Consider the following 19,306-nt stretch of genomic DNA (forward strand, 5'->3'; position numbering starts at 1 on the left):
CTCACTCATGGTGTTCCTCCCGTTGGATGCGCACCCGATGGCCGAGCGGGACGGTGAGGCGGTCGTTGACCGTCGAATCCGCCGAATTCCACGGCAGCCAGGCAACGCGATCGGGCATATCGGTGATCTCGAGCGGCGCGACGATCCGGCCGTGGCCGGTGCTGATCCGCACCGAATCACCTGTGGCGGCGCCGATTTCGGCGGCGGTGTCCGGTGACAACCGCACCACCGCCCGCCGGGCGGTACCGGCGAGGTTCGGTTCACCGTCCTGCATGCGGCCGTTGTCGAGCAGCATGCGCCAGCCGGCGAGGATGGCGGTCCCGGTCTCGGTGTCGGGCAGCGGGCCGGGTGAGTACGCCGGCGGTTGCGGTCGCGGACCGTCCCAGGAGCCGAGGGCCCGCAGTTCCGCCCGCGCGGCATCGACGGTCGGCAGGCCGAGCCGCACCCCCATCTCGTCGGCCAGTGAGTGCAGCACCCGGTGGTCGGCCAGCGGCGCTGCCCGGCGGCGGACGGTCGCGTCGGCGAGCGCGGCACCGAACGGGCGCGGCCGGCCCTCCCAGGTGACGAACGTACCCGCCTTCTCCATGGCGGAGGCGACGGGGAACACCACATCGGCGCGCTCGGTGACCGCACTGCGGCGCAGCTCGAGGCTCACCACGAATCGGGCCGCCTCCACCACGGCCAGGGCGGCGCCGGGATCGGGCAGATCGGTGAGTTCCACGCCGCCGATCAGCAGCGCGCCCGGTTGCCGGCTCGGATCGAGGATCGCGCCGGTATCGCGGCCGGCGGTGAGGGGCAGTTCGTCGACCTGCCAGATTCGCTGAACCTGTTGCCGTGCGCGCGCATTCGCTATCGGGCGGCCGCCGGGGAGCAGATGCGGCAGGGCGCCCGCCTCGAGCGCCCCCCGCTCGCCGGCGCGGCGAGGTACCCATGCGATCGCGGCTCCGGTGCTCTCGGCGAGTGCGGCCACCGCGGACAAGGCACCGGGCAGCGCGGCGAGCCGTTCTCCGGCCAGGATCACCGCGCCCGGACCGCGCAGCGCCCGGGCGAGTTCGTCGAGCCCGGGTGGATCGGGCGGGCATTCGTAGCCGGCGCCGGATACCGCCAGTGCCTGCAACAGTCGTGCCTCGTCCCCGGGGACCGTCGGGATCAATCGACCCGATATCCGGGCGAGCCCCCGGGTGGCGTAGGCGGACAGCGCGTAGATCGCGGTGCCGGCGGTGCGGGCCGCCTTGCGCAGTCGCAGATGCAGGATGGGGCATTCGTCCTCGGGTTCGAGCCCGGCCAGCAGCACGACCGGTGCCGATTCCAGTGCCCCGTAGTCGACTTGGACGCCGTGTCCGGCGATCCTGGCGGCCAGGAATTCGGCTTCCTCACCGGAGTGGGCGCGGGCACGGAAGTCGATATCGTTGGTGGCCAGGGCGATCCGCGCGAATTTCGCGTAGGCGTAGGCGTCTTCGACGGTGGCACGGCCGCCCACCAGAACTCCGGCGTCACCGCGCGCCGCGGCCAGGCCGGCTCCGGCCCGTGCGAGCGCCTCCGACCAGGACGCGGGCGCCAGCTCCCCGCTGTCGTCGCGCACCAAAGGTGTGGTGAGCCGATCCGGTTCGGTGGCGTAGGCGAAGGCGAAGCGCCCCTTATCGCAGTTCCACTCCTCGTTGACCTGCGGATCGTCACCGGCCAGGCGGCGCAACACGGTTCCGCGCCGATGATCGGTGCGTTGTGCGCAGCCGGCGGCGCAGTGCTCGCAGACCGCGGGGCTCGACACCAGGTCGAAGGGGCGGGCCCGGAAGCGGTAGGTGCTGCCGGTGAGTGCGCCGACCGGGCAGATCTGGACGGTGTTGCCGGAGAAGTAGGAGTCCATCGGCTCCCCTTCGGCGATGCCGACCTGCTGCAGCGCGCCGCGGTCGAGCAGTTCGATGAAGGGGTCCCCGGCGATCTGCTGGGAGAAGCGGGTGCAGCGCGCGCACAGCACACACCGCTCCCGGTCCAGCAGGACCGCGGACGACAGCGGAATCGGCTTGGGATAGGTCCTTTTCACGCCCTCGAACCGTGATTCGGGCCGTCCGGTGGACATCGCCTGGTTCTGCAGGGGGCATTCGCCGCCCTTGTCACAGACCGGGCAGTCCAGCGGATGGTTGATCAGCAGCAGCTCCATCACACCGGACTGCGCCTGCTGCGCGGCGGGGGAACTCAGCTGGGTGTGGGCCACCATCCCGTCGGCGACGGCCATGGTGCACGAGGCCACGGGTTTGCGCTGCCCCTCCACCTCGATCAGGCACTGGCGGCACGCACCGACCGGATCGAGCAGCGGATGATCGCAGAAGCGCGGGATCTGAATGCCGATCAGTTCGGCGGCGCGGATCAGCAGCGTTCCCGCGGGAACCGCGACCGTGGTGCCGTCGATGGTGACCGTGACCAGGTCCTGGGGGAGGACGCCACTGCTGTCGTGGCTGACTGTCGCTGTCATCGGACTCCTTCGGCGGCCGTCGCTTCGGCGGGCACAGCCCAGGCGGTCGAGCGAGCGGGATCGAACGGGCATCGGCCCAACCGGATGTGGTCGTCGTATTCGGCACGGAAGTATCGGAGGGAAGACACGATCGGGCTCGCGGCACCGTCGCCGAGCGCGCAGAACGATTTGCCGTTGATGTTGTCGGCGATGTCGAGCAGGGTGCCGATATCGGATTCGGTGCCGGCGCCGGACTCGAGGCGTTGCAGCAACTGCACCAGCCAGTAGGTGCCTTCGCGGCAGGGTGTGCATTTTCCGCACGACTCGTGGGCGTAGAACTCGGTCCAGCGCAGGACGGCGCGCACCACGCAGGTGGTGTCGTCGAAGATCTGCAGCGCCTTGGTGCCGAGCATCGACCCGGCGGCGCCGACATTCTCGTAATCGAGTGCGACGTCGAGGTGTTCGGCGGTGAACAGCGGCGTGGAGGAACCTCCGGGCGTCCAGAACTTGAGGGTGTGCCCGTCGCGTACCCCGCCCGCGTGCCCGAGCAGCTCCCGCAGGGTCACACCGAGCGGCGCCTCGTACTGGCCGGGGCGGGTGACGTGGCCGGACAGCGAGTACAGGGTGAAGCCGGGTGACTTCTCCGACCCCATCGAGCGGAACCACTCGATGCCGTTGGTGATGATCGGGGGCACGCTGGCGATGGATTCCACATTGTTGACCACCGTCGGGCAGGCGTAGAGACCGGCGACGGCGGGGAACGGCGGCCGCAGCCGGGGCTGGCCCCGGCGGCCCTCGAGGGAGTCGAGCAGCGCGGTCTCCTCACCGCAGATGTAGGCGCCGGCGCCGGCGTGCACGATCAGCTCGAGGTCGAATCCGGAACCGAGGATGTCGCGGCCCAGATAGCCTGCCGCATAGGCCTCCTCGACCGCGGTCTGCAACCGTCGCAGGACCGGAACGACCTCCCCGCGGACGTAGATGAACGCGTGCGAGGCCCGGATGGCGTAAGCGGCGATGATGGCACCCTCGACCAGCACATGCGGTGTGGCCATCATCAGCGGTATGTCCTTGCACGTACCGGGTTCGGACTCATCGGCATTGACGACCAGGTAGTGCGGTTTACCAGCGGCGGGGGAGCCCTCCCGGTCCTGCGGGATGAACCCCCATTTCATTCCGGTCGGAAATCCCGCGCCGCCGCGCCCGCGCAGACCGGCGTCCTTGACGGTGGCGATGACCTCGTCGGGACGCATACCCAGTGCGTGTGAGAGCGCGCGGTAGCCGTCGTGGCGCCGGTAGGTCTCCAGGGTCCAGGACTGCGGTTGGTCCCAGTAGCGGGTGAGCACGGGTGCCAGCGTCATGACTGTTCCCCCTGTCCGGACGACGAATCACGCAGGGACGTGGGACTTTCCGGCGAGCTCAACTCGCGTGCGACCTGCAGTCCGGCCAGGGTCGCGGGGCCGGCCTCGCCGTCGTTCGCGCCCCGGCGCCGATCGGGGAATCCGGCGAGGATGCGCGCGGTCTCCCGGAAGCTGCACAGCGGCGCGCCGCTGCGGGTGCCGGTGACGGGTTCACCCGAGCGCAGCGCATCGGTGAGGGCCCGAGCCGTTTCCGGGGTCTGGTTGTCGAAGAACTCCCAATTCACCATCACGACCGGGGCGTAATCGCAGGCGGCGTTGCACTCGACGTGTTCGAGTGTGATGGCGCCGTCGGCCGTGGTCTCGCCGGGCGCGATCTCCAGGTGCCGGGTCAGAGCCCCCAGGATTTCGTCACCGCCCATGACCGCGCACAGCGTGTTGGTGCACACGCCGACGTGATATTCCCCGGTGGGGGTGCGCCGGTACATCGAATAGAAGGTGGCCACCGCGGTGACTTCGGCATCGGTGAGGCCGAGTTGTTCGGCGCAGAAGGCGATTCCGGTACCGGAGACGTAGCCTTCGACACTCTGCACCAGATGCAGCAGCGGTAACAGGGCCGACCGTGACTGCGGATAGCGGGCGATGATCCGCTGGGCCTCGTGCCCCAGATCCGCTCGCACCTCGGGCGGATAGGGCACGGGACGTCGCGACAGTTGCAGCAGGATGGGGGCCTGCTCGGCCGATGCGGCCTGGATCGGTTCGGCGGTCATCGGTCGACACCACCCATCACCGGATCGATGCTGGCGACCGAGGCGATCACGTCGGCGACCATGCCGCCCTCGCACATCGCGGCCACCGCCTGCAGATTCGTGAACGAGGGATCGCGGAAATGGACGCGATAGGGCCGGGTTCCGCCGTCGGACACCATATGTACTCCCAGTTCCCCGCGCGGCGACTCGACCGCCGCGTAGACCTGTCCGGGCGGCACCCGCATCCCCTCGGTGACCAGTTTGAAGTGGTGGATGAGTCCTTCCATGGACGAGCCCATGATGGTGGCGATATGTTCGGGCGAGTTGCCGAGCCCGTCGGGGCCGAGTTCGAGGTCGGCGGGCCAGGCGATCTTCTTGTCGCTCACCATGACCGGACCGGGACGCAGGGTGTCCAGGCACTGTTCGACGATCTTGAGCGACTCCTTCATCTCCTCGATCCGGATCAGGTAGCGGCCGTAGCAGTCGCATCCGGAATCGGTGACGACATCGAATTCGTAGTTCTCGTATCCGCAGTACGGCTGGCTCTTGCGCAGATCGTGTGGCAGCCCGGCCGAGCGCAGCACCGGTCCGGTGATGCCCAATGCCATACACCCGCTCAGATCGAGGTAGCCGATGCCGCGGGTGCGAGCTTTGAAGATCGGATTCTCGTTGAGCAGCAGTTCCATATCGCGCAGCCGTTTCGGCATGAGCGCCAGCAGATCTCGAATCTTGCCGACCGCGTCGGCGGGCAGATCCTGGGCCAGTCCGCCAGGCCGGATATAGGCGTGGTTCATGCGCAGACCGGTGACGTTCTCGAAGATGTCGAGGATCAGTTCGCGCTCTCGGAAGCCGAACAGCATCGGGGTCAGCGCCCCGAGTTCCATACCTCCGGTGGCCAGTGCCACCAGATGCGAGGAGATGCGGTTGAGTTCCATCAGCATCACCCGGATGACGCTGACCCGTTCGGGGATGTCGTCGGTGATGCCGAGCAGCTTCTCCACCGCCAGGCAGTAGACGGTCTCGTTGAACAGCGGGGACAGGTAGTCCATGCGGGTCACGAAGGTGACGCCCTGAACCCAGTTGCGGAATTCGAGATTCTTCTCGATGCCGGTGTGCAGGTAGCCGATTCCGCACCGCGCCTCGGTGACCGTCTCACCTTCGATCTCGAGAATCAGTCGCAGCACCCCATGGGTGGACGGGTGCTGGGGACCCATATTGACCACGATCCGCTCTTCGGCCGCGCCGTCGAGCGCTTCGCGGACGTCGTCCCAGTCCTGCCCGACGACGGTGACGATCGGATCGTCGGCGGGAGCCGGTGTGGTGTCGGTGGTGTCGGTGTGACTCATCAGCTGTAGGCCCTCCGCTGGTCCGGCGGCGGTATCCGCGCGCCCTTGTACTCGACCGGGATCCCGCCGAGCGGGTAGTCCTTGCGCTGCGGATGCCCACGCCAGTCGTCGGGCATCATGATCCGGGTCAGTGACGGATGGCCGTCGAAGACGATGCCGAAGAAGTCGTAGGTTTCGCGCTCGTGCCAATCGGTGGTCGGATACACCGAGAACAGCGACGGCGTATGCGGATCGGCATCGGGCATCGACACCTCGACCCGGACGCGCCGATTGTGGGTGATCGACTGCAGATGGTAGGCGGCGTGGAGTTCGCGGCCGGTGTCGTCGGGGTAGTGCACACCGTCGACGCCCAGGCACAGTTCGAAGCGCAGTGCCGGTTCGTCGCGCAGGGCGCGTGCCACCTCGAGCACGCGCTCGCGCCGCACGTGCAGGGTGAGTTCGTCGGCGAACACCACGATCTTCTCGATCGCCGCGTGGAAATCCTGCTCGCCCAACGTATTTCGCAAAGCCAGCACCAGCTCGTCGAAGTAGGAGCCGTAGGGCGGTGGTGTACTTCCGGGCAGACTGACGGTGCGAACCAGGCGTCCGTATCCGGATGTATCCCCGGAGCCACGGCTGCCGAACATGCCGCGTCGTACGCCGATGACCTCGCTGTCCGGGCGGTCGTCGTCGCGACCGCGGGCTTCCGGCTCGATGGCGGGCTCCTCCGCGGATTCGTATCCGCCTGTCGCGGCGGTGTTCTCGGGGGGTGTCTCGCTGCCGAGGGGATCCCCGGCGTTCCTGGGTGTGTCCACGGTCATCGCAGCAGCCCCTTCATCTGGATGGTCGGGGTGGAGGCGAGTGCCGCGGCTTCCGCCGCGCGCACGGCCTCGGCGCGATCGACGCCCAGCGGCATCTCCTGAATCTTCTCGTGCAGTTTCAGGATCGCGTGCAACAGCATCTCCGGCCGGGGCGGACATCCGGGCAGGTAGATGTCGACGGGCACGACGTGATCCACCCCCTGCACGATCGCGTAGTTGTTGAACATGCCCCCGGAGGAGGCGCAGACGCCCATCGCGAGCACCCACTTCGGTTCGGTCATCTGGTCGTAGACCTGCCGGAGCACCGGAGCCATCTTCTGACTGACCCGGCCGGCGACGATCATCAGATCGGCCTGCCTGGGGGAGGCGCGGAACACCTCCATCCCGAATCGGGCGCTGTCGAAGCGGCCGGCGCCGGTGGCCATCATCTCGATCGCGCAGCAGGCCAATCCGAACGTCGCGGGCCACAGCGAGCCCTTGCGCATATATCCGGCGAACTGTTCGACCGTGCTCAGCAGGAAGCCGCTGGGCAATTTCTCCTCGAGCCCCATCTTGGATCTACTCTCACTTCCGTGTGCGAATCCTCGGTCCCGGCTGCTGCCGGGACGACGGGTTGGGTGTGTGGTACCGACGGGCGGGCCGCGCCCGTCACGTTCAGTCCCAGCTCAGACCGCCGCGCCTCCACTCGTAGGCGTAGGCCACCGAGACGTTGAAGATGAACAGCGCCATGGCGGCCAGCCCGAAGACGCCGAGGGCATCGAAGTGCACTGCCCACGGATACAAGAACACGATCTCGATATCGAAGATGATGAACAGCATCGCTGTGAGGTAGTACTTCACCGGAAAGCGTTGTCCCGTAGCGTTTCCGGGCCCGCCACCGAGGGCGTGGGGGGTGGGCTGGATACCGCATTCGTAGGCTTCGAGTTTGGCGCGGTTGTAGCGTTTGGGGCCGACCACGGCGGCCAGCAGTATCGATCCCAGTGCGAACGCGGCCGCGATCGCACCGAGCACAAGAGTCGGCACCTGGGTATTCACAGCGGCACAACCTCTCCCTCGCCGGCAATTGCCGAGGCGGGGCTGACATCGTCGTCTGCCGGGCCAGTCTCACCCCGAGGCGCAGCTCGCAAGGAGCGCAGAACGACAGGGCCGGCAGGCAGGGCGACCGTTCATATCAACACCCACGCTCATGTGAGCTACAGCACAGCCTACAACCGCTCTTTCTGAATGCCGTGCGTTCTGCCGGGGTCTTTGATCGAATTCGAAACTGTCACTTATGACCGAAACGGCATAATCGACGCCCCGTACCCGGGCGCGCCGGGGGCGGAAGCGGACATGACGAAACGGCCGATCGACACCATGGCGACCGGCCGTGACGAGTGGGGATCAGGCCGCGGGGCGGGTTTCGAGGGCGGCCGTGACCGCCGCGGTGAGCTCGAACGGGTCGAGCGGATGGGCGACCGCCGCTTCGGCTCGTGACCAGGCCGCCAGCCATACGTCGTCGGCGCGGCCGGTGAGCACGACGATCGGCGGACAGTCCGCGATCTCGTCCTTGAGCTGTTTGGCCAGTCCCATTCCGCCGGTGGGCGCGGCCTCGCCGTCGAGAACGACCAGGTCGATGTCACCGGCGTCGAGTCGCTCGATCACCATCGGCGCGGTCGCGGTCGCGTGATATTCGAACCGCGGCAGGTCGGGGTGGGGATGCTTACCCAGCGCCGACATCACCTGATCACGGGTATCGGCATCGCTGCTGTACACGAGAACCTGCAGCGCGGCGGGGCCGTTCGCATCGGACATAGTCGGATGCTACGTCTACCGGGGCCGATGCCGTGGCAGCTTCGGCCGCAGCGTTCCCCGGGCCCGGCGTGGCGCCGGATCCCCACTGCACCGCGAGGTTGATCGTCCCGATCGGAATCGTTGCTGGTCAACGAGGAGAAAAAGCGGGATCCTGATAACCGGCGGCAGTTCCTGGCCGGACCGTCGCCAGGCCGGGCGAAACAACGACAGGCACAGGGCGGTGCGCGATGCGAATTTCGGAGGTTCTACGTAACAAGGGCGCCGAGGTGGTCACGATCGAACCGGAGGCGACCGTGAGCCGGCTGCTGGAGGTGCTGGCCGAGCACAATGTCGGCGCGGTGGTGGTATGCGGCGCGGGCGGCACACTGGACGGCATCGTCTCGGAGCGGGACGTGGTCCGATGCCTGCATCGGACGGGTGCGCGACTGCTCGGAGAGCCGGTGTCCGGCATCATGACCGCGATCGTGCATACCTGCTCACCGGAGGATCGAGTCGAGAGCCTGCGGGCGACGATGACCGAGCACCGGATCCGCCACCTGCCGGTGGTCGATCGCGGCCGCATGGTCGGCATCGTCAGTATCGGCGATGTGGTCAAGAGCGCGATCTCGGAGTTGCAGGACGAGCGCGAACACCTCGAGCAGTACCTGCAAGGCTGACCCGGTGCCGGGTCACGGACGTCGAATCAGGCCAGTCCCCACGCTTGCAGCAGGTAGGTGATGTTGGCGGCGATCGACGTCACCGTGTTGGCCAGATTCAGCACGGCGGAGCCGGCATCGAGGATCGGCACGGAAAAACTCCATTCTTCGTGAAACCAGTGCCGGTCAACGGTAGGGCGGCGCGGGACGGGCGGCAATGTGACCGTATCCGGTCACCTGCTGCCGACCGGCCGCGCCGTAGCGTGCTGAACGTTTGCGGCCGTGACTGTTTCACTACCGGGCAGATACCCAGGACGATATCCGGGTGGCTCTCGCGGTGTGCCAATTCACAGTTTGAAGCCGAGGTGTTCCACATCAAGCCGAACGCTGCGGCGCACGTCCTACAGCGAGCCCCAGGACGACAGCAGGCTCTCGAAGTTGGCGACGAGCGAGAGAAAATTGTTGGCCAGATTCAACGCCGACGATCCGAGGCTGAGCAGGTCCATGGTGGGCGCTCCTTTCGGTAGGACTGTCGCTCCATGAGGTGAAGCGGTGGGCAATTGCTCGGCTATCCATTCGGCGACCCGGGTGTACAAGGGTGGATCGCCGAGATGTTGGCATACAGGCCTTTTCGGCTACCGACGAGGATACGCTGTGGCAACCGAAATCGGCGTACCGTTCACGACGCCGATCGATGTGAGCCCAAAGATGTCCGGTCCGTCCGCATTCGGTCGTGACCATTCGGCGGGGTCCGACCCGGATCGCGGCCCGCCGGCGAATCCGCAATTGCCGCACGGTGATTGGATATTCATCGATTCGTGACCGTGAAATCCGGTATGTGGCGGGGCGTTTCGGGGCAGAATGCTGTGCGGGCGGTTCGTTCGGAACCACGAGTTCGCTGGTGCCGGCATCGGTGTATCGGGTGGGGTTCGAGACGTGCGCAGTCCCTCGGAGCCCACCGCCCGGCCATAGCGCTGTGGAGGCGTTCCGAACGGCCGCCGACCACCCCTGGGTGCTGCCTGTCGCCTTCGTCGATTCGATCGGTGGTCGATCCCGTATTAGGGTTCGTGGGCGCATGCCGGTCGGCACAATCGGCGGCGCCGAACCGGCCGCTCGATCCGAAGGAAACCCATGCGCCGCACCGTATTCGCCGCCACTCTGATCGCCGCCGCCCTGGCGGTCGGGGCGTGCGGCGGTTCCACCGACGATCACGGCAGCCCTGCCCCGTCGACGTCAGCCGTGGCGCAGGCCGGCGGTGCCGCCTCGAACGGTCCCGCGGCGGGCCAGGACTGCGCCGCGCAGCCCTGGCCCCGGCCACTGCCCGATTTTCGCGGCAAGCGTTTGGGCGAGACCGTTGTCGGCGCGGGACTGTGTTTCGCCATCACGTCGATCACCGCGGCCGACGGACACGATGTGATGAACGATCCCACGGCCGCGACCACCCCGTGGACGGTGTCCGGGCAGCAGCCCGCGGCGGGCACCTCGGTCGCCGCCGACACGCCGGTCACATTGACCGTCGAAGCGCCGCACTGAGCCGCGCCGGGCGTGTGCTATTTGCCGGCGGCCCGCGCCAGATGCTCCGGATACCGGGCGCCGGCGAACGCCTCGGCGGGCGCCGCGGCCTCGATCCGTGCGAGATCCGCGGCGGTGAGCTCGATTTCCGTGGCCGCGACGTTCTGCTCGAGATAGGTACGGCGCTTGGTGCCCGGGATCGGCACCACGTCCTCACCGCGGGACTGCACCCACGCCAGCGCCAGTTGTCCCGCCGTGACGCCCTTCTCCTCCGCCATGGCGCGCAACTCGGCGACCACGGCCAGGTTGCGATCGATGTTGTCGTCGGCGAACCGGGGCAGCGAGCGGCGCATATCGTCGGCGGGCAGATCGGTGGTCGAGGTGATCGCACCGGTGAGGAATCCGCGCCCCAGCGGGGAGAACGGCACGATGCCGATACCGAGTTCGCGGCAGGTGGCCACGATCTCGGCTTCGATACCGCGCGTCCACAGCGACCATTCGCTCTGCAGCGCGGTCACCGGATGGACCGCGTGCGCGCTGCGGATGGTCTGCGCGGACGCCTCGGAGATGCCGAGGTATCGCACCTTGCCCGCGGTGACCAGGTCCGACAGTGCACCCCAGGTTTCCTCGATCGGCACGTTCGGGTCGACGCGATGCTGGTAGTACAGGTCGATGTGATCGACGCCGAGGCGCGCCAGCGACAGGTCGCAGGACTCGGTGACATAGGCCGCGTCACCGCGGGCGCCCATCGAGCCGTCGGCGCCCCACACGATGCCGAACTTCGTCGCGAGCACGACCTGGTCGCGCCGATCGGCGATCGCACGCCCGACCAGCTCCTCGTTCGCGCCGGCGCCGTAGACATTCGCGGTGTCGAGCAGGGTCACGCCGAGGTCGAGCGCACGGTGGATGGTGGCGATCGACTCGTCGTCGTTGTCGCGCACACCGTAGGCCTGGCTCATCCCCATGCAGCCGAGTCCCTGTGCGCCGACGGTCAATTCGCCGAGTTTCCTGGTCGCGATCATGCGAGCCGTCCTCCTGAGGTGGCGTCGAGTGAATACGTGAGCCGCGGTGAACTCACTGCGCCGACGCTACGACTTGGAGTGTGCTCCAAGTCAAATTCCCGGGGCCGGGTTCAGTCGTCGAGTCGTTTCACCAGGGTCGCGAGCGCCGCACCGAGGGTTCGGCGCTGGTCGGGGCCGATATCGTCGAGCGCGTCGGCGAAGCGCTGGATCCGGGCCGAGGTGAGCCCGTTCACCAGAGATTTCGCCTGGTCGGTGACTGTCAGCAACTGTGCGCGCCCATCGGCCGGATCGGCGGTGCGTTCGAGGTAGCCGTACTTCTCCAGCCCCGACACGATGCGCGACATCGTCGGCGCGGTGACGTGTTCGGCAGCGGCGAGATCACCCAGCCGCATCGGTCCGCTGCGAACGAGAGTGCCCAGCGCCGCCGCCGATCCGGGACTCAGCGCACCGAGATCGCCGGAGCGGCGCAACAGCCGGGTGATGCGACCGAGGGCGAAGTACAGATCCGCCGCCTCGGCGAGTTCCTCGGCGCTGCGCGTGCGCTCCTGATGGATCATCCGGTGTCGCTCCTACCCGGGTGCTGGTGCCGCCGATCCTCGCATCGACGGCAATATCCGATTCGGTAAGTATGCCCTCTCGTCCGACCCCCTCGAGTCCGGCCCGCAGGTCCGCGCACTCGCGGCGCGGCGACTCCGGATGCCGGGCGCGGTGGTTCACGCGGGCGCCGCGGGACGCGGCAGCCGGCGCACAGGGCCGGTGCCGACCGGGTCGTCGCCGATCGGCTGGAAGGCGCGATCGCCGACCCGGCCGTGGTCGACCATATGCGCGACGAACAGCCGGGCCGCGGGAGTGGGAGTCTCGGTCGTCACCGCATGCCAGGGACGATCGAGCGGGGTGCCGTCGATCGGGACGACGACGAGATTGCCCTGTGTCACATCCGATTCCACCGCATCACTGTGGATCAGCGTGAGCCCCAGTCCTTCCCGGGCCGCGGCCAGCACCGCGCCGTGCGTCCCCAGGGTCAGCGCCGGCGGACGGATCTGCAGTCGATCCAGCAGTGCCAGGGTGGTGTCGCGGGTGCCCGAACCCGGACCGCGCAAGAGCCAGGTCGCGGCGCGCGGATCGTGGCAGCGGCCCGGCGCGCCGACGACCACCAGGCGGCTGGGCCGGCGGGCACGGACTACCAGGCCGGTATCGCGCGGCGGGCGACCGGCGATCACGAGATCCGTTTCATGGTGCTGCAGTTCGATGAACAGCAGATCTCGGGGGTGAATGGACAGGCCGACCTCGATCTCGGGGTAGCGATCGCGAAACGACACCAGCAGTCGCAGCAGCACGTATTCACCAGCGGTGGCGACCACACCGATCCGCAACCGCCCGGTTTCGGCGCGGCGGACCGCGGCATGGGCCTCTTTCATCAATCCGAGGATGCTCCGGCAGTATTCGGCATACACCCGGCCCGCCTCGGTGAGCACGATACCGCGACCGGATTTCGCGATGAGTTTCGCGTCCAGTTGCTTTTCGATATGTGCCACTGCCGCCGATGCGGCGGCCTCGGTGATGTGCAGTTGGGCCGCTGCGCGCCGAATGCTGTTGTGACGGGCCACAGCCAGAAACGTTTCCATTCGGACCGCACTCACCGTTCCCATCTACAGACGGTAGCAAACTCAACGATTCGGTTGAGCGAGACGAGAAACAATCGAATTGTCCTTGTCGTGCGGTGCCCGCATCCTGAATCTGCACCGACTCCGCACCAGCACAGGAGGACCGATGACCGACGAATCCACGCGTGACCGCTGGGATCCGGGCGTGCACTCGTACGCGTCGATGGGGTATTACGACGCCGACTATCAACCCGCGGATACCGATGTGCTCGCGGTGTTCCGGGTGAACCCGCAGCCGGGTGTGGATCCGATCGAGGCCGCCGCCGCCGTGGCGGGCGAATCCTCTACTGCGACATGGACTGTCGTGTGGACCGACCGGCTCACCGCACATGATCGCTACCGGGCGAAGTGTTACCGGGTGGAGGAGGTCCCGGGCCGGGCGGGGGAGTATTTCGCCTATATCGCCTACGATCTGGATCTTTTCGAAGAAGGTTCCATCACCAATCTCACCTCGTCGGTGATCGGCAATGTTTTCGGTTTCAAACCGCTCAAAGCGCTTCGGCTCGAGGACATGCGCATTCCGGTCGCGTATGTCAAGACCTTTCAGGGGCCACCCCACGGAATCGTGATGGAGCGGGAGTATCTCAACAAGTACGGCAGGCCGCTGCTGGGCGCCACCGTCAAGCCGAAACTCGGCCTGTCGGCGCGTAACTACGGGCGCGTGGTGTACGAAGCATGCAAGGGGGGACTCGACTTCACCAAGGACGACGAGAACATCAACTCTCAGCCCTTCATGCGGTGGCGTGATCGCTTTCTGTTCGCCATGGAAGGGGTGAACCGAGCTACCGCGGAAACCGGAGAATTGAAGGGTCATTATCTCAACATCACGGCCGCGAGTATGGAGGATATGTACGAGCGCGCCGAGTTCGCGAAATCGATCGGCAGCGTGATCGTGATGATGGATCTGACGGTGGGCTACACCGCGATGCAATCGATGTCGAAATGGGCCCGGCGCAACGGCATGCTGCTGCATCTGCACCGCGCCGGACACTCGACCTACACGCGGCAGAAGACCCACGGCGTGAGCTTCCGCGTGCTGGCCAAATGGTGCCGGCTCATCGGAGTGGATCACCTGCACGCCGGCACGGTCATCGGCAAGCTCGAGGGCGACCCGCACACCGTCAAGGGTTTCTACGATACGTTGCGCGACAACCACATTCCGGCGAATCCACGTAACGGGATCTTCTTCGACCAGGATTGGGCGAGTCTGCCCGGTGTGATGCCGGTGGCATCCGGCGGAATCCACGCCGGTCAGATGCATCAACTCCTGGATCTGTTCGGCGACGACGCGATTCTGCAGTTCGGCGGCGGCACCATCGGGCATCCCATGGGCATCGCGGCCGGCGCCGAGGCCAATCGGGTCGCTCTCGAGGCGATGGTCAAGGCGCGCAACGAAGGTCGCGATCTGCTGAAGGAAGGGCCGGATGCGCTGCGAGCCGCCGCCCGGTCCTGTCCGCCGCTCGATGTCGCCCTCGCGACCTGGGGTGATGTCACCTTCGACTACACCTCGACCGACGCTCCCGATGCGGTGCCGACCGTCACGGCCTGAGCGCCGCCGCGGTACGAGCCGACCGAATCTACCCAGACCGAAATGTGAGGAGGCGCAATGTATCTGCGTCAAGGCACGTTCTCCCATCTGCCCGAGCTGACCGACACCGAGATAGGCGCCCAGATACGCTATGCGCTGCTGAACAACTGGCCGGTGTCGATCGAGTACACCGACGATCCCCATCCGCGCAATGTGTACTGGGAGATGTGGGGTCTGCCGCTGTTCGACCTCGACGAGCCCGACGGTGTGCTGGCCGAGATCGACGCCTGCCGCTCGACCTTCCCGCATCACTACGTCCGGGTGAACGCCTACGACGCCGGTTACGGGCGCCAGACCACGGCACTGAGTTTCCTGGTGCAACGACCGGCCGCCGAGCCGGGCTTCGCGCTGGTCCGCACCGATGCCGAGGATCGGCGTCAACGTTACGGCCTGCGGTCGTACGCCACCGACGAACCCAGCGGCGCCCGCTATCGGGGCTAGGGCGATGGTGGACGATGCGCGCGGAGGCGCGCCGGGATTCCGGATGTATCGGCCCGGCGTGCCGCCGCCGGAGGCGAACAACGTCGCGGCGCACGAGGACGGCGAGGGCGCCGACCCGGTGCTGCCCGAGGACGCCACGGTCGATTTGTCGACCGATCTGGCCGGTAAGAACGTCGAGGACACCCTGGGCCGGCTCGACACGGAGCTGATCGGACTGGCGACGGTGAAAGCGCGAGTGCGCGAGATCGCCGCACTGCTGCTGGTCGAGCGCGCGCGGCAGCGGTTCGGCCTGCGGGCGGCCCGGCCCACCATGCATATGAGTTTCACCGGCGGGCCGGGGACCGGGAAGACGACGGTGGCGCTGCGCATGGCGGAGATGCTGCACGCGCTCGGCTATATCCGAAAGCCCAAGGTGCACACGGTGACCCGGGACGATCTGGTCGGCCAGTTCATCGGTCACACCGCCCCCAAGACGAAAGAGGCACTGGCCAAGGCCGCGGGCGGGGTGCTGTTCATCGATGAGGCCTACTACCTGTTCCGGCCGGAGAACGAACGCGACTACGGCCAGGAGGTCATCGAAATCCTGCTGCAGGAGATGGAGAGCGAGCGCAGCAGTCTGGTGGTGATCTTCGCCGGATATCCGGATCGGATGGAGACCTTCTTCTCCGCCAATCCGGGGTTGTCCTCGCGGGTGGCCCATCACCTCGAATTCCCGGACTACTCGCTGGGGGAACTGCTGGCCATCGCGCGGATCATGGTGGCGCAGCAGAATTTCCGGCTCACCGACTCCGCGGTGGGCGCCTTCGAGCGCTATCTGAGCTTGCGGATGGCGCGCCCGCGCTTCTCGAACGCGCGCAGCGTCCGCAACGCGATCGACCGGTGCCGGCTGCGTCAGGCCGATCGGCTCGTGCGGCGCAACGAGCCGCTGGGCCGATCCGACCTCATGACGTTGACCGCCGACGATATCTACGGCAGCAGTGTTTTCGGCGACGAGGAGGCGCCGGCATGCCCGACGGAATGAAGACCCTCACCCGCTACACGATCGAGCAGGAACACCGCCATCCCGGCTCGTCGGGTGAATTCTCGGCACTGCTGAACGTGGTGTCCACCGCGGCCAAGATCGTCGCCAATCAGGTGACCCGGGGTCGGATCGTCGGCTCGCTGGGCGCCGCGGCGTCCGGGGACCTGCCCGGGACGTTGCATCGGCGAATGGATGCGATCGCCAACGAGATCATGGTGGAGCAGTCCGAATCCAGTGGGCCGCTGTCGGCGTTGCTGTCGGAGCAGATGAACGGATTTCATCCCGTTCCCGGGCAGGTGCGGCGTGGCAAATACATGCTGGCGTTCGATCCGCTGGACGGTTCGTCGAACATCGATGTGAATCTGCCGGTCGGGACGATCTTCAGCGTGCTGCGCGCCCCGGAGGACGGGCGTGCGGTGGCGGCGGAGGATTTCCTGCAACCGGGTGTGCGGCAGGTGTGCGCGGGGTTCACCCTCTACGGTCCGGCGACGATGCTGGTGCTCACCACGGGCAGCGGGGTCGACGGTTTCACCCTCGATCGCGAGATCGGCGCGTTCGTGCTGACCCATCCGCGGATGCGAATTCCCGAGGACACCTCGGGTTTCGCGATCAATGCCGCCAACGAGCGATTCTGGCAGCGTCCGGTGCGGCGGTATGTGCACGAATGTCTGGACGGGGTGGAGGGGCCGCGGTCGCGTGATTTCAATATGCGCTGGGTGGCCTCGCTGGTCGCCGACGCGTTCCACATCCTGACCCGGGGCGGGGTGTATCTGTATCCCTACGACACTCGCGATCCGGAGCGGCCGGGCCGGGTGTCGCTGCTCTACGGCGCCAATCCCATCGCTTTCGTGATCGAGCAGGCCGGTGGGGCCGCGACCACCGGCCACGAACGGGTGCTCGAGGTGGCTCCCGGGCAACTGCATCAGCAGATTCCGCTGGTGTTCGGATCGCGTAACGAGGTGCGCCGGATCGAGCGCTATCACCGCGAACCCGATGCCGGCCCGCCGTTCGACGCCTCGCTGTTCGGCACCCGTACCCTGTTTCGCCCGGCGCGCCATTGAGCGATGCCACCGGATCGAATCGAGTTGTCATGTCGCGCAAACATCCCGTGGTGGCCATCACCGGATCCTCCGGCGCCGGAACGACCAGTGTCACCCGCACATTTCAGGAGATATTCCGCCGGGAGGGCATCAATGCCGCGATCGTGGAGGGCGATTCGTTCCACCGTTACGATCGCGGTGAGATGCAGCAGGCGATGGCCGATGCCGAAGCCGCTCTGAATCTGCATTTCTCACATTTCGGTCCGGATGCGAATCTGCTGGCGGAGCTGGAAAGCCTGTTCCGCGACTACGGCAAGTCCGGGGTCGGGCTGGTGCGCCGCTATCTGCACGACGAGACCGAGGCCAAACCCTACGGTCTCGCGCCGGGCACCTTCACCCCGTGGGAGGAGTTGGCGCCGGGCAGCGACCTGCTGTTCTACGAGGGTCTGCACGGTGCGGCGATCGCCGGTGACATCGATGTCGCCCGATATGCGGATCTGCTCGTCGGCGTGGTGCCGATCGTGAATCTGGAGTGGATTCAGAAGGTCATTCGAGACAAGACCGAACGGGGATATTCCAGTGAGGCGGTCATCGACACCATTCTGCGGCGCATGCCCGACTACGTGAACTACATCTGCCCGCAGTTCTCCCGCACGTACGTCAATTTTCAGCGGGTGCCGACGGTCGATACGTCCAATCCGTTCACCGCGCGCAGCATTCCGACCGCCGACGAGAGTTTCGTGGTCATCCGATTCGCCGATCCGAAGGTGATCGACTTTCCGTATCTGCTGTCGATGCTGCACGACTCGTTCATGTCGCGGCCCAACTGCATCGTGGTGCCCGGCGGGAAGATGGATCTGGCGATGCAGCTGATCTTCGCACCGCTGATCCTCCGGCTGATGGACAAGCGCCCCGGCTCACGCGAATAGTCCTGCACGCGCACGTCATTCCGACGACGCCGTGTGGCGGTGTACCAGGCCGAGATCGGCTCGCCAGGTGTAGGCGGACACGATCGCGGACGCGATGACCGCGGTGTACAGCATGTCGCCGCCGTTGACGACCAGTCCGACGAGTCCGCCGATCAGGGCGCCCAGCGCGAACGACAGCCACTGCACGGCGTAGCCCAGCCATTCGCGGTGGGTGCCACCGGCGATATGGCGTTCCACGCCCTGGGCGAACTTGACCAGGGTGCCGGTGACATAGGTCAGTGGAATCGATACCTCACCGTTCTTCACGAACGAGGTGTTGAGCGAACCCATGGCGAAGGCCACCAGAAGGATCGGAACGAGACTCAGATCGGTGTCGTGGCGATAGAGGATGGTGTCGATGATCGCGGCGCCGGTGAGGGCGGCGGTGGCCAGCATGGTGGCGCCGTGCGGATGGTTGCGCCACCAGTGCCGGCGGCACAGCGAGGCCACCAGCACACCGGCGAGGAAGGACACGATCAGCGCGAAGGCGCCGGCGGCGAGGGTGTAGTCGCCGAGGAAACCGCCGATGACGGCCCGCTCGGTGTTACCGGTCATGAAGGTGACGAAGTAGCCCTGGGAGTGGGTGTACGCGGCGGCGCCGACGAATCCGGCGAGGATCAGCAGGACCGAGGCCAGCCGGGTCTCCAGATTCCAGAACGGCTCACGGGAGTCTTCGGAGTTCGGAGTCACGGCAACAGGCTAGCAATATATGCAGGATAGTGCATGGATTGTGAGGTGGCCCCCGACGTCGTGCTCGACGTGCGGAACGGAGGACGACCGTGCGGCGCCACGGTCATCGGCGGCCGGCCGGACTGCCGATACTACGTGCCGAGCAGCGCGAATGCCGACAGGTGTCGGCCGCCTCACGCTGGCTCGCGCGGCGGTGTCGGGGTGTGGACGTAAGGTGAGCGCGGCGATCGGG

General features: G+C 66.9%; 19 protein-coding genes. 7 read left to right on the forward strand and 12 right to left on the reverse strand.

Annotated elements, in window-relative coordinates; all coding sequences use genetic code 11:
• Position 1 precedes the first annotated feature (1 nt).
• The 8 genes from LKD76_RS16365 to LKD76_RS16400 form a co-directional block, all read right to left on the reverse strand.
• A complete protein-coding gene (locus LKD76_RS16365) occupies positions 2-2,470 on the reverse strand; it encodes an NADH-quinone oxidoreductase subunit G (protein ID WP_227982192.1) in 2,469 nt (822 codons plus the stop codon).
• Positions 2,467-3,807: an NADH-quinone oxidoreductase subunit NuoF gene (gene nuoF / locus LKD76_RS16370; RefSeq protein ID WP_227982193.1), complete on the reverse strand. Its 1,341-nt coding sequence runs from the start codon at positions 3,805-3,807 to the stop codon at positions 2,467-2,469. The genes LKD76_RS16365 and nuoF overlap by 4 nt, the downstream gene beginning before the upstream one ends.
• Entirely contained in the window at positions 3,804-4,574 is a 771-nt protein-coding gene (nuoE, locus tag LKD76_RS16375; protein WP_227982194.1) for an NADH-quinone oxidoreductase subunit NuoE, read from the reverse strand. Before nuoE ends, nuoF begins: the two co-directional genes overlap by 4 nt.
• Entirely contained in the window at positions 4,571-5,899 is a 1,329-nt protein-coding gene (locus LKD76_RS16380; protein WP_227982195.1) for an NADH-quinone oxidoreductase subunit D, read from the reverse strand. The genes nuoE and LKD76_RS16380 overlap by 4 nt, the downstream gene beginning before the upstream one ends.
• The gene (locus tag LKD76_RS16385) at positions 5,899-6,525 is read right to left on the reverse strand and encodes an NADH-quinone oxidoreductase subunit C (RefSeq protein WP_372465990.1); all 627 of its coding nucleotides are present in this window, start codon (positions 6,523-6,525) and stop codon (positions 5,899-5,901) included. The genes LKD76_RS16380 and LKD76_RS16385 overlap by 1 nt, the downstream gene beginning before the upstream one ends.
• A gap of 170 nt (positions 6,526-6,695) precedes the next feature.
• Positions 6,696-7,250, reverse strand: a complete 555-nt coding sequence (locus LKD76_RS16390) for a NuoB/complex I 20 kDa subunit family protein (protein WP_227982197.1) — start codon at positions 7,248-7,250, stop codon at positions 6,696-6,698.
• Between the two features lie 103 nt (positions 7,251-7,353).
• Entirely contained in the window at positions 7,354-7,734 is a 381-nt protein-coding gene (locus tag LKD76_RS16395; RefSeq protein ID WP_227982198.1) for an NADH-quinone oxidoreductase subunit A, read from the reverse strand.
• 348 nt (positions 7,735-8,082) lie between these two features.
• The gene (locus LKD76_RS16400; RefSeq protein ID WP_227982199.1) at positions 8,083-8,493 is read right to left on the reverse strand and encodes an Rv3143 family two-component system response regulator; all 411 of its coding nucleotides are present in this window, start codon (positions 8,491-8,493) and stop codon (positions 8,083-8,085) included.
• A gap of 227 nt (positions 8,494-8,720) precedes the next feature.
• Here LKD76_RS16400 and LKD76_RS16405 point away from each other — a divergent pair, with 227 nt between their 5' ends.
• Entirely contained in the window at positions 8,721-9,149 is a 429-nt protein-coding gene (locus LKD76_RS16405; protein WP_227982200.1) for a CBS domain-containing protein, read from the forward strand.
• Between the two features lie 1,110 nt (positions 9,150-10,259).
• Entirely contained in the window at positions 10,260-10,661 is a 402-nt protein-coding gene (locus tag LKD76_RS16410; protein WP_227982201.1) for a PASTA domain-containing protein, read from the forward strand.
• Positions 10,662-10,678: 17 nt separating this feature from the next.
• Here the strand turns inward: LKD76_RS16410 and LKD76_RS16415 are convergent, their stop codons facing one another.
• The 3 genes from LKD76_RS16415 to LKD76_RS16425 form a co-directional block, all read right to left on the reverse strand.
• A complete protein-coding gene (locus LKD76_RS16415; RefSeq protein WP_227982202.1) occupies positions 10,679-11,662 on the reverse strand; it encodes an aldo/keto reductase in 984 nt (327 codons plus the stop codon).
• Positions 11,663-11,772: 110 nt separating this feature from the next.
• Positions 11,773-12,219, reverse strand: a complete 447-nt coding sequence (locus LKD76_RS16420) for a MarR family winged helix-turn-helix transcriptional regulator (RefSeq protein WP_227982203.1) — start codon at positions 12,217-12,219, stop codon at positions 11,773-11,775.
• Between the two features lie 156 nt (positions 12,220-12,375).
• Positions 12,376-13,311: a LysR family transcriptional regulator gene (locus tag LKD76_RS16425; protein ID WP_227982204.1), complete on the reverse strand. Its 936-nt coding sequence runs from the start codon at positions 13,309-13,311 to the stop codon at positions 12,376-12,378.
• A 121-nt stretch (positions 13,312-13,432) separates the two neighbouring features.
• Here LKD76_RS16425 and LKD76_RS16430 point away from each other — a divergent pair, with 121 nt between their 5' ends.
• From LKD76_RS16430 to LKD76_RS16450, 5 genes are read left to right on the forward strand one after another with little or no spacing between them, the layout of a single operon-like run.
• Entirely contained in the window at positions 13,433-14,875 is a 1,443-nt protein-coding gene (locus tag LKD76_RS16430; protein ID WP_227982205.1) for a form I ribulose bisphosphate carboxylase large subunit, read from the forward strand.
• Positions 14,876-14,932: 57 nt separating this feature from the next.
• A complete protein-coding gene (locus LKD76_RS16435) occupies positions 14,933-15,355 on the forward strand; it encodes a ribulose bisphosphate carboxylase small subunit (RefSeq protein WP_227982206.1) in 423 nt (140 codons plus the stop codon).
• Between the two features lie 4 nt (positions 15,356-15,359).
• Positions 15,360-16,376 carry an AAA family ATPase gene (locus LKD76_RS16440; RefSeq protein ID WP_227982207.1) on the forward strand — a complete coding sequence of 339 codons (1,017 nt, stop codon included), beginning with the start codon at positions 15,360-15,362 and terminating at the stop codon, positions 16,374-16,376.
• Positions 16,361-17,437: a class 1 fructose-bisphosphatase gene (locus tag LKD76_RS16445; protein WP_227982208.1), complete on the forward strand. Its 1,077-nt coding sequence runs from the start codon at positions 16,361-16,363 to the stop codon at positions 17,435-17,437. Before LKD76_RS16440 ends, LKD76_RS16445 begins: the two co-directional genes overlap by 16 nt.
• Before the next feature lie 29 nt (positions 17,438-17,466).
• Positions 17,467-18,345, forward strand: coding sequence for a phosphoribulokinase (locus tag LKD76_RS16450; RefSeq protein ID WP_227982209.1), 879 nt, complete (start codon positions 17,467-17,469; stop codon positions 18,343-18,345).
• A gap of 15 nt (positions 18,346-18,360) precedes the next feature.
• Here LKD76_RS16450 and LKD76_RS16455 read toward each other — a convergent pair whose 3' ends face one another.
• Positions 18,361-19,074, reverse strand: coding sequence for a YoaK family protein (locus LKD76_RS16455; RefSeq protein WP_227982210.1), 714 nt, complete (start codon positions 19,072-19,074; stop codon positions 18,361-18,363).
• Positions 19,075-19,306: the final 232 nt, after the last annotated feature.

The organism is Nocardia spumae, assembly GCF_020733635.1.
GTDB classification, from domain to species: Bacteria; Actinomycetota; Actinomycetes; order Mycobacteriales; family Mycobacteriaceae; genus Nocardia; species Nocardia spumae.

Bases quoted from the DNA above. Each gene is read 5' to 3' on its own strand.
- LKD76_RS16365 (WP_227982192.1), bottom strand. From the start codon at position 2,470: ATGACAGCGACAGTCAGCCACGACAGCAGTGGCGTCCTCCCCCAGGAC.
- nuoF (WP_227982193.1), bottom strand. From the start codon at position 3,807: ATGACGCTGGCACCCGTGCTCACCCGCTACTGGGACCAACCGCAGTCC.
- nuoE (WP_227982194.1), bottom strand. From the start codon at position 4,574: ATGACCGCCGAACCGATCCAGGCCGCATCGGCCGAGCAGGCCCCCATC.
- LKD76_RS16380 (WP_227982195.1), bottom strand. From the start codon at position 5,899: ATGAGTCACACCGACACCACCGACACCACACCGGCTCCCGCCGACGAT.
- LKD76_RS16385 (WP_372465990.1), bottom strand. From the start codon at position 6,525: ATGTTCGGCAGCCGTGGCTCCGGGGATACATCCGGATACGGACGCCTG.
- LKD76_RS16390 (WP_227982197.1), bottom strand. From the start codon at position 7,250: ATGGGGCTCGAGGAGAAATTGCCCAGCGGCTTCCTGCTGAGCACGGTC.
- LKD76_RS16400 (WP_227982199.1), bottom strand. From the start codon at position 8,493: ATGTCCGATGCGAACGGCCCCGCCGCGCTGCAGGTTCTCGTGTACAGC.
- LKD76_RS16405 (WP_227982200.1), top strand. From the start codon at position 8,721: ATGCGAATTTCGGAGGTTCTACGTAACAAGGGCGCCGAGGTGGTCACG.
- LKD76_RS16410 (WP_227982201.1), top strand. From the start codon at position 10,260: ATGCGCCGCACCGTATTCGCCGCCACTCTGATCGCCGCCGCCCTGGCG.
- LKD76_RS16415 (WP_227982202.1), bottom strand. From the start codon at position 11,662: ATGATCGCGACCAGGAAACTCGGCGAATTGACCGTCGGCGCACAGGGA.
- LKD76_RS16420 (WP_227982203.1), bottom strand. From the start codon at position 12,219: ATGATCCATCAGGAGCGCACGCGCAGCGCCGAGGAACTCGCCGAGGCG.
- LKD76_RS16425 (WP_227982204.1), bottom strand. From the start codon at position 13,311: ATGGGAACGGTGAGTGCGGTCCGAATGGAAACGTTTCTGGCTGTGGCC.
- LKD76_RS16430 (WP_227982205.1), top strand. From the start codon at position 13,433: ATGACCGACGAATCCACGCGTGACCGCTGGGATCCGGGCGTGCACTCG.
- LKD76_RS16435 (WP_227982206.1), top strand. From the start codon at position 14,933: ATGTATCTGCGTCAAGGCACGTTCTCCCATCTGCCCGAGCTGACCGAC.
- LKD76_RS16440 (WP_227982207.1), top strand. From the start codon at position 15,360: ATGGTGGACGATGCGCGCGGAGGCGCGCCGGGATTCCGGATGTATCGG.
- LKD76_RS16445 (WP_227982208.1), top strand. From the start codon at position 16,361: ATGCCCGACGGAATGAAGACCCTCACCCGCTACACGATCGAGCAGGAA.
- LKD76_RS16450 (WP_227982209.1), top strand. From the start codon at position 17,467: ATGTCGCGCAAACATCCCGTGGTGGCCATCACCGGATCCTCCGGCGCC.